Source organism: Streptomyces sp. NPDC003327, from assembly GCF_053589515.1.
The window spans coordinates 1-11,703 of sequence record NZ_JBSFSA010000052.1 but is presented as its reverse complement, the minus strand read 5'-3'; the positions used below and the strand labels follow the sequence as shown (position 1 = coordinate 11,703).

The window sequence follows — 11,703 nt, the reverse complement described above, 5'->3', positions numbered from 1 at the left end:
CCGTGGGTGCCCTGTGCGCTTGTGCCCCCGGCAGGATTCGAACCTGCGACACCCGCTTTAGGAGAGCGGTGCTCTATCCCCTGAGCTACGAAGGCGGACTGACCGCAGACAGCCTAGCGGATAGGGGTTGCCGAGGTCGCCTCTGTTGTCTCGACGGGGCGTCGGAGGGGTGGGGAGCGGCTCTGACCTGCGGTTTTGAAGGGGGTGGCCGGGGGTGGGGGCGGGGTGGGCAGGAAGTTGTGGGGGGCAACAAGCTGGGGGGGTGCCAAAGCAGCAAGCGGCGAGGAAGCGGGCAAGCCGGCCCTTGATCCATCCGGGGCGGGTGGGCAGGCTGGCCGGGTCGCACCGTCGAGACTCGGAGGAATCCATGCGTTCCCAGCACGTCTTACGAAGCGCTGTCGCCGTCCTCGCCTTGGGGCTGACGGCCGTCACCGCCACCAGTGCCACCGCCGTTCCGGGCGGGGAGGCCGGGGCGAAGGGCGCGCCGCGGACGGTCGAGCTCAAGGGGGGCCAGGGGCTCAGGATCGAGGCGGACGCCCAGGGGCGGTCCCTGGTCGAGTCCGACGTCGAAGTGGCCGCTGCCGCCGCCAACGTGTGCGGGTCGGGATACACCATCTCCACCGGGGCCGCCCGCTACGGCACCTACGGCACCACGTACACGTGGACCAACGGCACCGAATCCGGTGACTCGTACTACGACAGACCGATCTGCGCGGTGTTCTTCAACGACACCGGCTACACCCGCTACATGGGCATCCGTCTGAAGGACAACTACACGTCCACCCCCGACACCGAGGACTTCGGCGCCTTCAGCACGTACGCCGGGCCGGTCTACCAGAACCGCGGCTACTGCGGGAAGGCGTACTCCTACATGGAGATCGGCGGCAAGGCCGTCGTCGACAACTACCTGCAGGTCGGTTCCTGCAACTGACGGCACGGAGGCCCACGTTTCCGCGCGTCGCCCTGGCCGCCGCCCTGCTCCTCGGGGCGGCCGGCTGCGGCGGCGCGCCGTCCGCCTCCGCCCCCGTCGCCCCCACCACCGGCGGGGCGGCTCCCACCGCCCCCGCGCCGCGGACCGCGAGGTCGTCGAGCGGGCCGAGGCCGAGCTCGCCGGGCGGTGCATGCGGGACCGCGGGCTCACCTGGCCCGCACGGCCGGAGCCGCTGGGGGAGGGGCGGGGCGCGAACGAGCGGCGGTACGGCATCGGCGACGCCGCGCCGGCCGCCGCGTACGGCTATCAGCTGCCCCCGCCGCCCGGGGTGACCCGCACCGAGCAGTACCGCTGGGAGCAGCGGAGCAGGGCGCGGCTCGACGGCGTCGACCGGGCCGTGATCGACGCATACACGGGCGAGCGCGGCGGCGGGCGGGGCTGCCGGGACGTCGCGCGCGACGCGCCGGCCATGCGGTGGGTGTACGCCGGGGACCCCGTCGGCGCCGCCTCCGGCGCGGCCTGGGCCCGGTCGAAGGCCGACCGCCGCATCCTCGCCCTGGTCGCCGAGTGGAGCAGGTGCATGCGGACCGCCGGGCACACCCAGCCCGACCCGCTGACCGCGGCCGGGGCGTGGGCCGGTTCGGGCCGGCCCGCCGACGGGCCGATGGGGGCGCCGAGCGCCGCCGAGGTGTCCACGGCGCTCGCCGTCGTGCGGTGCAGGGGCTCCGTCGACTACGCCGCGCGCCGGCACGCCGTCGAGGTCGGCTACCAGAACGCCGAGATCACCGCGCGCTCCGCCGCGCTGCGCTCCTACCGGGACGCCTGGCGGGCCACCGTGCGCGCGGCTCGCGCCGTCTCCGTACAGTGAGGCGGGTTCCGAGGCGGGTTCCGTGGTGGTTCGCGGGGGAAGTGGTGGTGGCACGGTGGCCGGTGGTGTCGAGCGGCTGACGCGCGGCGGGATCGAGCGGCTGACGGGCAGCGGGGCGCCGTTCGCCGTCGAGGGCGGGGTGTACGCCGCCGGGCCGCGGACACTGCGCGAGTTCGTCGAGGCGGTCTGGGCCTACGGGGACCGGGTCTTCCTGGTGTCCGAGGACTCCCGCACGACCTACCGGGAGTTCTTCGACGCCGCCTGCGGGCTGGCCCGGCGGCTCGTCGGGGAGTACGGGCTGAGGCCGGGCGACCGCGTCGTCGTCGCCCTGCGGAACCTCCCGGAGTGGCACGTCGCCTTCTGGGCGACCCAGCTCGCCGGTCTCGTCGCCGTCCCCCTCAACGCCTGGTGGACCGAGGCCGAGTGCCGGTACGCGCTCGACGACTGCGCGCCGCGGATGCTCCTGGTCGACGGGGAGCGGGCCCGGCGGATGCGGGGCTGGGCCGAGGCGCGGAACGTTCCCGGCATCGTCTTCCGCCAGGAGGACGAGGCTGCGTCGGACGGGGTGTTCCGGGCGTACGTCGCCGACACCGATCCGTACCTCGGTCCGCCCGACGTCGACGTGCTGCCCGAGCACGACGCGACGATCATCTACACCTCCGGTACGACCGGGCGCCCCAAGGGGGCCGTGGCGACGCACCTCGCGCAGGCCGGGGCCGCGACGAACCCGCGCTACTTCGCCGCCGCGGCGGCCCTCGCGCGGGGCGAGGTGCCGGGGCCGGGGCCGGCGATCGTGTCCCTGACCACCTTCCCGTTCTTCCACGTCGCCGCCTTCACCTCCTTCTACACGGTGATGGCGGCCGGCGGGACGCTCGTCATGATGCGGAAGTGGGACGCGGGACGGGCTCTCGAACTGATCCGGGAGCACCGCGTCACCCACTACGCGGGCGTGCCCACGACCGCGCTCCAGCTGCTCGACCTGGCCCGGCGCACCGGCGACCCGCTGGAGAGCCTGACGCTGCTCAGCACCGGGGGCGCCGCCGCCCCGCCCGGGATCGTCGCGGGGCTCACGGAGGCGTACGGGGAGCGGATCGAGCCGCGGAACGGCTACGGGCTCACCGAGACCTGCGGCGGGGTGCTGGCCCACTTCGGCGCCGAGTACCGCGCCGTCCCCGGGAGCGTCGGGCGGCCCTCGCCCGCCACGGAGGTGCGGATCGACCGGCCCGACGCGGAGGGCGTGGGCGAGCTGCTGCTGCGCGGGCAGTCGCTGGTGCGCGGGTACTGGGGGAACGAGGAGGCGACCCGGGCGGCCTTCACCGCGGACGGGTGGTTCCGGACCGGGGACCTCGCGCGGATCGACGGGGAGGGGCGGGTCTCGATCGTCGACCGGCTCACCGACATGGTCGTCCGGGGCGGCGAGAACGTGTACTGCGTCGAGGTCGAGGGCGTGCTCCAGGACCATCCGGACGTGCTCGACGCGGCCGTGTTCGGGGTGCCGCACCCGCTGCTCGGCGAGGAGGTCGCCGCGGTCGTGCGGCCGCGTCCCGGGGCGGCGGTGGACGCCGGAGCGCTGCGGGCGCACGTCGGCGGGCGCCTCGCCGCCTTCAAGGTGCCCGCCCATGTCCTCGTACGGGAAGGGGAGTTGCCCCGCAACCCGGCCGGGAAGGTCCTCAAGCGCCGCCTCAGGGCCGAGTGCGGAGCGGAGGTCGGGGCCGACAGCGGGCCGAGGTGAGGGCCACCGGTCCTGTATGCGGGGCGGGGCCAGGGGAGGAGCCCGGGGCGGGGTTCAGCGGCGCGTGACGCTGACGCGGAACGCGCCGTCGGCGTCCTCGTCGAGGACGGCGATCCGGATGCCGGCGGCCCGGTCGGTGAAGGTCTCGCCCGGGCGGTACGGGGCGTCCGAGAGTTCCGCGTGGACGTTGGGGCGCCGGGTGCAGCCGCCGCTGGAGCGCTCGCTGTCGGAGACGGTCACCGGGCCGTGGCCGGTGTCGACGTCGGACTCCACCCGGTAGACGAGGACGCCCTGTTCGCAGACGGCCTCGTCGTTGCCGTCCCGGCTGCGGACCTCCACCGCGTATCCGGAGGTGTCGGAGAGCGGCACGAAGACGAGCTTGGGGCCGCCGGAGAGGGCCAGCGGGGTGAGCCGGTGCTCACTGGTGCCGGGCGCGGAGGCGCAGCCGACCTGTTCGTTGTCGAGCCAGCCGAGCTTCCACTTGTGCCAGCCGAGCAGGTCGTTGTTGGCCCCCCAGTCCTCGGACATGATGTCCCAGTGCCCGACGGTGCCGCCGCCGTCGGCGGTGTAGAGGTCGGGCAGGCCGAAGACGTGGCCGTTCTCGTGCGGCAGGACGCGGTAGCCGGTCTCGGCGAAGCTGCCGGAGCCGTCGTCCTGGCGGCTGTAGACGAAGGACGTGTTGGCGAGAGGGACGCCGTCGGCGTAGGGCGCCTCGTCGTTGCCGGAGAAGGTCACGGACAGGACGGTGTCGAGCGCGGAGGGGCCGGCGTTCGGGGTGACGAGGACGTTCACGAGGTCGTAGGCGCTGAAGTCGACCCGGGGGTCGGCGGCCTTGACGACGTCCTCGACGAGGGAGCGGTAGCCGGGCTCGTACGGTGAGCCGCGCTCGATCCCGTACGAGGAGAAGGCGCGGGGCATCCGCAGCCAGTCGGGTATCGGGGCCTCGGGCTCGTACTGGAGGCGCCCGTACGAGCTGGTGCGGAACCAGTCGGAGGTCTGCGGGAAGAACTCGCGGTAGCGGCTCATCGCCGTGCCCTCCCCGACGGCGTCCGGGAAGTCGATCATCAGGTTGAGGGCCCTGACGCGGCCCGTGGAGCGGGCGTACCCGGGGGCGGTCGGCAGCCCTTCGGACATCTGCACGCCCATGGTGGTGGTGATCCGGCACGGCCCCAGCTGCTGGGTGGTGGCGGGCGCGGCGGCCACGGGGCCGGCCGTCGCGGGCGCGGGCCCGGGCAGGGTGGTGCTCGCGGACGCCAGCAGCGCGAGCGAGAAGGCCGTGGTCGCGGCCAGGGCGACGGGTCTGCGTATCCGCCTGCGGGTGTGCTGCATACGGCGCCTCTCCGGTTCGGGCAGGTCTGCGGCGCGGGTCCACATCCGCGCTGGGACGGAGATCCGCGCCGTGCGATCAGCCTGGAGCGAGTAGTGCGGACGCGCGCGCCGGGTGGCCCGATCGTGGGTACGGCGACACACCGCCGTTCGTGTGATTCAGGTCACAGGCAGTCAGGGAAATAACCGGGGATCGCGTCCCCGTTTATGAGGGTGTTCAACGAAGTGGGGAATCAGTCCCCGGATGACTCCGAGCGAGTGATCCGCAACGACTGATCCGAAACGGCTGTTGACCTGAAACGGCTGTTGATCGAAACGGCTGTTGACAAAAACGACTGATTCGACCGATCGAGGAGGCACGGCGTGAGCAGCACCGCCGGCACCGCGCCCGCCCGCCGCGTCCCGCGCCCCCGGGCCGACGCCCTGCGCAACCGGGAGCGGATCGTGGCGGCCGCCCGCGAGATGTTCGTCGAGTTCGGCCCCCTGGTGCCGTACGACGAGGTCGCGCGGCGGGCCGGGGTCGGCAACGCCACCCTCTACCGCAACTTCCCCGAGCGCGCCGACCTCGTCCGCGAGGTCGTCCTCTCCGTGATGGGGCGGGTCGCCGACCTCGCCGAGCGGGCGGGCGAGGAGGAGGCCGACCCCTTCGCCGCCGTACGCCGCTTCACCCACGCCGCGGCGGACGAGCGCGTCGGCGCGCTCTGCCCGATGCTCGACGGCGCCTTCGACGAGGACCACCCGGATCTGGTCGTCGAGCGCGAGCGGGTGGAGAACGCCGTCCAGGCCCTCGTCGACCGCGCCCAGCAGGCCGGCCGGCTCCGCCCCGACGTCGGCGTCGGGGACCTGATGGTGGCCCTGACCCAGCTGGCCAGGCCGCTGCCCGGCAGCGCCTGCGGCTCCCTCGAACCGTTCCTCCACCGCCACCTGGACGTGTTCCTCGACGGCATGGAGGCCCCCGCGCGCTCCGTACTGGCCGGTGCGGCCGTGACCCTGGAGGACCTGCGACGCGACTCCTGACCCCGTCTGCCGAGCCCGGACCCGCCCGAGCCCGAACCCGCCCGAGTCCGTACAGGCCGAGTCCGTAGCTCCTCCGCACGGCTTCTGAGCCCTGCGCCCGACCGACTCGACCCGACTTCCCGACCCGACTTCACGGCCCGACTTCACGGCCCGCCGCACCGCCGGGCCGCACCCCTTCTCACCCTTCACGCGCCAAGAGGTGGCCACTTCCATGCCAAAAATCGCCGACAGCGTCGAGACCCAGGCCGACCCCGGCCGCTGGAAAGCGCTCGTCTTCATCGCCCTCGCCCAGCTGATGGTCGTGCTCGACGCGACGATCGTGAACATCGCCCTGCCCTCCGCCCAGCAGGACCTCGGCATCTCCGACGGCAACCGGCAGTGGGTCATCACCGCCTACGCCCTCGCCTTCGGCGGCCTCCTCCTCTTCGGCGGCCGCATCGCCGACCTGTGGGGCCGCAAGCGCACCTTCGTCGTCGGCCTGATCGGCTTCGCCGCCGCTTCCGCCCTCGGCGGGGCCGCGACCGGCGAGGCGATGATGCTCGGTGCCCGCGCGCTCCAGGGAGCCTTCGGCGCGCTCCTCGCGCCCGCCGCACTCTCGCTGCTCGCCGTGACCTTCACCGACGCCAAGGAGCGCGCGAAGGCCTTCGGCATCTACGGCGCGATCGCCGGTGGCGGCGGCGCCGTGGGCCTGATCCTCGGCGGCTTCCTCACCGAGTACCTCGACTGGCGCTGGACCTTCTTCGTCAACATCCCGTTCGCGGTCGTCGCCGCCGTCGGCGCGTACCTCGTGATCCGCGAGCCCGCCGCCGGCCGCAACCGCTCCGCGCTCGACATCCCCGGCGTGATCCTCTCCACCCTGGGCCTGGTGGCGCTCGTCTACGGCTTCACCCGCGCCGAGTCCGAGGGCTGGAGCGACGCCGGCACCGTGGGCATGTTCGTCGCCTCCGGCGTGCTGCTCATCGCCTTCGTGCTGGTCGAGTCCCGGGTGAAGGCCCCGCTGCTGCCGCTGCGCGTCGTCACCGACCGCAACCGCGGCGGCGTCTACCTCTCCCTCGGCCTCGCCGTCATCGCCATGTTCGGCCTCTTCCTCTTCCTGACGTACTACCTCCAGGTCGTGAAGGACTACTCGCCGGTCATGACGGGCTTCGCGTTCCTGCCCATGATCGCGGGCATGATCATCGGCTCGACCCAGATCGGTACGCGGCTGATGACCCGCGTCCCGCCGCGCCTGCTGATGGCGCCCGGCTTCCTGACCGCCGGCCTCGGCATGCTGCTCCTCACCCAGCTGGAGACCGACACCTCCTACGCCGGGCTCATCCTGCCCGCGCAGCTGCTGCTCGGCCTCGGCATGGGTACGGCCTTCATGCCGGCCATGTCCCTGGCGACGCTCGGCGTGGACCCGCGTGACGCCGGTGTGGCCTCCGCGATGGTCAACACCTCGCAGCAGGTCGGCGGCGCCATCGGCACGGCCCTGCTCAACACGATCGCCGCCTCCGCGACCACCGCGTACATCGCCGACCACGCGGCCGGTGCCACCACCCCGGCCGCGCAGAAGCTGGTCCAGCTCCAGGCCATGGTCGAGGGCTACACCTCGGCCATCTGGTGGGCCGTCGGCATCCTGGTCGCCTCGGCCGCGATCGCGTTCGCGCTGATCACCACCGGGAAGCCGGGGTCCGGCGCGCCCGAGGGTGCGGCGGGAGCCGGTGCGGGCGCCGACGACGAGGTGAGGATCCCCGTCGTGGTGCACTGACGGCCGGCGCTCCCGAAGCGCCCGCCCTTGCCCCGAGCCCCGCCCTTGCCCCGAGCCCCGTCCCTGCCCCGGGCCCTGCCCCTGCCCTGGTTCCGCGAGCCGTCCGCTGCTCAGCGGAGCCAGGGCAGGTCCGCGTCCGGGCCCGAGGGTTCGAGGCCCTCGGCCATCACGCGCATGATCGCGCCGAGCTGCTCCACCTGCTCGGGGGAGAGCCGGTCGAACATGGCCTGGCGTACGGCCGCCACATGGCCGGGCGCGGTCTGCCGGAGGACCTCCGTCCCCTCCTCCGTCAGCTGCGCGAACTGGCCGCGCTTGTCGGAGGGGCAGTCCTCGCGCCGCACCCAGCCGTTCTTCTCCAGGCGGGCGATGGCGTGGGAGAGGCGGGAGCGGGTGATCTTGGCGCTCCTGGCGAGCTCGGTCATCCGCAGGCGGCGGCGCGGGGCCTGGGAGAGCTGGACGAGGAGTCCGTAGTAGACGTGCGGCATCCCGGCGTCGCGCTGCAACTGGCGGTCGAGGTGATCCTCCAGGAGCGTGGTGGCGTGCAGGTACGAGCGCCAGACGCGCTGTTCCTCGTCGGTGAGCCAGCGGGGTTCGGTCGTGTCTCCCATGATTCCCATCGTACGACTCGTTCTTGAAAGTTGAACAATGTACGTCTAAGGTGGACGTGCAAGAGATTGAAACTTCAAGCAGTCGGGTCGGTGACGACGCGCAAGGTCGGTGACGACAGGCAAGAAGGAGGCGGACGCCATGGACGCCACGCTCGAACGGATGCCCGCGCTCTACCTGTCCCACGGCGCCCCGCCGCTCGCCGACGACCCCGTCTGGCCCGGCGAACTCGCCGCCTGGTCCGCCGGCCTGCCCCGACCAGCCGCGATCCTCATGGTCTCCGCCCACTGGGAGGAGGCCCCGCTCGCCCTCGGCGCCACCGAGACCGTCCCCCTCGTGTACGACTTCTGGGGTTTCCCCGAGCACTACTACCGGGTCCGCTACCCGGCCCCCGGCGCGCCGCGGCTCGCGGAGGCCGTCCGGAAACTCCTCCGCGCGCCCGGCACGCCCGTCCAGGACATCCCCGACCGGGGCCTCGACCACGGCGCGTACGTGCCGCTCGTCGAGATGTTCCCGGGCGCCGACATCCCCGTACTCCAGATCTCCATGCCGACCCTGGACCCGCGCCGTCTCATGGACATCGGCCGCAAGCTGGCCCCCCTGCGCGACGAGGGCGTCCTGATCGTCGGCAGCGGCTTCTTCACCCACAACCTCGCCGCCCTCCGCCACACCGGCGGCGGCGTACCCGGCTGGTCGGCGGAGTTCGACGCCTGGGGGCGCGAGGCGCTCGCCGCCCGCGACGTCGACGCCCTCCTCGACTTCGCGCACACCTCGCCCGCCGGGCGCCTCGCCCATCCGCGTACGGAGCACTTCGCGCCCCTCTTCGTGGCCATGGGCGCGGCGGACGCGGCGGGCGACCTCGACAGCGAGCGTTCCGTGATCGACGGCTTCTGGATGGGACTCGCGAAGCGGTCCGTGCAGTTCGGCTGACCGGCTGATCGGCTGATCGGCCGACCCGCGGGAGCCCCGTGGCTCAGAGCAGGGGCGGGTTCAGCTCCACCGAGCGGACGGCGGCGGCGAGGGCGAGCGGGTCGCCGACGTCGAGTGCGGTGTCCGTGAACTTGATGGTGTGGTCGTCGCCGTGTGCCGCCGCCCGCTCGAAGACCTCCTCCGGCGTGAGCGTCCCCTTCCCGTACGGGACCGGGGCCGCCTCCCGCGGCGTGTAGGCCGCCGTCACCGCGGCCGCCGCCGACCAGGCCGCCGCCAGGCTCGGCGCCCAGAGCTCGCGGGGCAGCGCGGGCAGGGCCCGCAGCACGGCGTTCGGCGCGGTCGCCGCGTGCACGAGCATGATCGGCTCGCCGTGGCCGTGGGTCGCGTACCGGTGCGTCGCCGCCGTCACCAGCTCCGTGAGCAGCGCCTTCGCCGTGTCCGGGTCCGCCGCCCCGCCCCACACCGGGAACGCGGTCAGCTGCGCGAGCCGCGCCCGGATGCCGCCCTCCTGTTCCGGAACCGGCGGTACGGCGTCGAGCGCGGCCGCCGCGTCCGGCGCGGCCGCCAGCGACGCGAGCGACGGCAGCGGCCGGTGCCGGGCCGCCCAGTAACCGAGGGCGTGCGCCAGCTCGGCGCGGCGCGGTGCCGTCTCCTCCGGTCCGCTCAACAGCGTCCGTACGGCGTGACCGGTGCGGATCACCGGGTGCGTGGCTCCGCCCGCGATGCCGGGCAGCAGCCGGGGCCACCACTCGGCCAGCACCTCGTGCCAGGGGCGCTCCGCCAGTTCCCGCCCGAAGAAGCGGGTCCAGTCGGTGATCCGGGACGGGTCACCGAGCGATTCGCGCCAGTTCGCGGCGGTGACCGGGGCCTGCGCGGCGGGCAGCTCCTCCAGTTTGGGCGCGTACGCGTCCAGCCAGCGGTGCACGGTCCCGGCCCCGCCGTGGCGGACGAGCGCCTCGACGGCCATGGGGGCGTGGTTGGTGAGCCAGCCGCCGCGCTCGGGGCCGGTGGTGTGGAGCCGTTCGAGGGCCTCGTCGAGGGTGCCGGACGCGTCGGGGCTCGTGGCGATGCTCGTGTCGTCGCTCATGGGAGGGACGGTAGGGCGGGGACCCGGGGCGCCGTAACGGGCCGGCGACCTAGTCCGCTGGTCGGAGGCGGGCACGCCCGTACGGGGTACGGGGGCGGGGGAGCGCGGAGGCAACCCCGGGGCCCGCGCGGGCGTCTCACCGGATGACACCGCATGTGATCGCGGTCTCACCGACGGCGTGGTCGGCGGGGCGCGCGAGCGGCTCCGCCTAACCCCCCGCGACCGGTCTGACCTGCACCTCCGTGCGTGGCGACGGCCGACCCGCAGGGGCGGGGGCCGCGCAGGATACTGCATGATCGCGAAAATCCATGTGCCGCGTGGGAATTCTGTCCTGATTCCAGTCGTTGTTTCCGTCGGATGCAGGGCACCCGGAAAGGTGTCGCGACCTACTCAGCAAGGGAGCTCGCATGGCAACCCGTGCCGTCGCCCGTCGTCAGTCCTCCGCTTCGAGCGGGGACGGCCGGGCAAGCAGCGTTCGCGCCGTGGGCGGGGAGATCGCCGACCGCGACCTGGTCGGCATGTACCTCGACGAGATCGCGCGCACGCCCCTGCTCGACGCCGCCAAGGAGGTCGAGCTGTCCCAGACGATCGAGGCGGGCGTCTACGCCCAGCAGATACTCGACGGCGAGATCGAGAGCGAGGCGGGTGGCGCGTCCCGCGAGGAGCTCGAGGCGCTGGTCGCCGAGGGCGAGCGTGCCAAGGACCTCTTCATCAAGTCCAACCTGCGGCTCGTGGTGGCCGTGGCCCGGCGCTATCCGCGCAGCGGGCTGCCGCTCCTCGACCTGATCCAGGAGGGCAACGCGGGCCTGGTCCGCGCGGTCGAGAAGTTCGACTACGCCAAGGGCTTCAAGTTCTCCACGTACGCCACGTGGTGGATCCGCCAGGCCATCACCCGCTCCATCGCCGACCAGTCCCGGACCATCCGGCTCCCCGTCCACCTGGTGGAGGAGCTGGGCCGCATCCGGCGCGTGCAGCGCGAGTTCAACCGCGAGAACGGCCGGGAGCCCGAGCCCGCCGAGATCGCCGCCGAGCTCGGCTCCACCCCGGAGCGGGTCACCGACGTCCTCGACTGGTCGCGCGACCCTGTCTCGCTGAACATGTCGGTGGACGACGAGGGCGAGACCCAGTTCGGCGACCTCCTGGAGGACACCTCCGCGATCTCGCCGGAGCAGTCGGTCCTGACCCTGCTGCGCAGCGAGGAGCTCGACGACCTGATCGACAAGCTCGACCACCGGACGGCCTCGATCATCCGCATGCGGTACGGCATCGAGGACGGGCGCGAGCGGACCCTCACGGAGGTCGGCAAGGAGCACGGCCTGACGCGCGAGCGGATCCGCCAGATCGAGAAGCACGCCCTCCTCGAACTGAAGAAGATGGCCCGCGACACCGGCTTCGACGCGGTGGCCTGACGGGCGCACCGGCCCGGCGCCACACCGGCCCGGCGCCACGCCGGGCC

General features: G+C 73.3%; 10 protein-coding genes and 1 tRNA gene. 7 read left to right on the top strand and 4 right to left on the bottom strand.

What is annotated here, in order from left to right:
- Positions 1 to 22: 22 nt before the first annotated feature.
- Positions 23 to 95 (bottom strand) — tRNA-Arg (locus ACWDVG_RS27900).
- 272 nt (positions 96 to 367) lie between these two features.
- On the opposite strand from ACWDVG_RS27900, the gene ACWDVG_RS27895 reads away from it, so the two are divergent.
- The 3 genes from ACWDVG_RS27895 (at position 368) to ACWDVG_RS27885 (ending at position 3,531) form a co-directional block, all read left to right on the top strand.
- A complete protein-coding gene (locus tag ACWDVG_RS27895) occupies positions 368 to 931 on the top strand; it encodes a hypothetical protein (protein WP_451703105.1) in 564 nt (187 codons plus the stop codon).
- Between the two features lie 190 nt (positions 932 to 1,121).
- The gene (locus ACWDVG_RS27890; protein WP_451703102.1) at positions 1,122 to 1,799 is read left to right on the top strand and encodes a hypothetical protein; all 678 of its coding nucleotides are present in this window, start codon (positions 1,122 to 1,124) and stop codon (positions 1,797 to 1,799) included.
- Between the two features lie 55 nt (positions 1,800 to 1,854).
- Positions 1,855 to 3,531, top strand: a complete 1,677-nt coding sequence (locus ACWDVG_RS27885; protein WP_451703101.1) for a class I adenylate-forming enzyme family protein — start codon at positions 1,855 to 1,857, stop codon at positions 3,529 to 3,531.
- 54 nt (positions 3,532 to 3,585) lie between these two features.
- Here the strand turns inward: ACWDVG_RS27885 and ACWDVG_RS27880 are convergent, their stop codons facing one another.
- A complete protein-coding gene (locus ACWDVG_RS27880; RefSeq protein ID WP_451703100.1) occupies positions 3,586 to 4,860 on the bottom strand; it encodes a M6 family metalloprotease domain-containing protein in 1,275 nt (424 codons plus the stop codon).
- 360 nt (positions 4,861 to 5,220) lie between these two features.
- Between ACWDVG_RS27880 and ACWDVG_RS27875 the strand changes: the two genes are divergently transcribed.
- Entirely contained in the window at positions 5,221 to 5,874 is a 654-nt protein-coding gene (locus ACWDVG_RS27875; protein ID WP_451703098.1) for a TetR/AcrR family transcriptional regulator, read from the top strand.
- A gap of 211 nt (positions 5,875 to 6,085) precedes the next feature.
- A complete protein-coding gene (locus tag ACWDVG_RS27870; protein WP_451703095.1) occupies positions 6,086 to 7,624 on the top strand; it encodes an MFS transporter in 1,539 nt (512 codons plus the stop codon).
- A 110-nt stretch (positions 7,625 to 7,734) separates the two neighbouring features.
- Here ACWDVG_RS27870 and ACWDVG_RS27865 read toward each other — a convergent pair whose 3' ends face one another.
- Positions 7,735 to 8,241, bottom strand: coding sequence for a MarR family winged helix-turn-helix transcriptional regulator (locus ACWDVG_RS27865; RefSeq protein ID WP_451703092.1), 507 nt, complete (start codon positions 8,239 to 8,241; stop codon positions 7,735 to 7,737).
- 130 nt (positions 8,242 to 8,371) lie between these two features.
- Here ACWDVG_RS27865 and ACWDVG_RS27860 point away from each other — a divergent pair, with 130 nt between their 5' ends.
- Entirely contained in the window at positions 8,372 to 9,160 is a 789-nt protein-coding gene (locus tag ACWDVG_RS27860) for a dioxygenase family protein (RefSeq protein ID WP_451703090.1), read from the top strand.
- 43 nt (positions 9,161 to 9,203) lie between these two features.
- Here the strand turns inward: ACWDVG_RS27860 and ACWDVG_RS27855 are convergent, their stop codons facing one another.
- Positions 9,204 to 10,247: a questin oxidase family protein gene (locus tag ACWDVG_RS27855; RefSeq protein ID WP_451703088.1), complete on the bottom strand. Its 1,044-nt coding sequence runs from the start codon at positions 10,245 to 10,247 to the stop codon at positions 9,204 to 9,206.
- A gap of 407 nt (positions 10,248 to 10,654) precedes the next feature.
- Between ACWDVG_RS27855 and ACWDVG_RS27850 the strand changes: the two genes are divergently transcribed.
- Entirely contained in the window at positions 10,655 to 11,656 is a 1,002-nt protein-coding gene (locus ACWDVG_RS27850) for a sigma-70 family RNA polymerase sigma factor (RefSeq protein WP_451703087.1), read from the top strand.
- Positions 11,657 to 11,703: the final 47 nt, after the last annotated feature.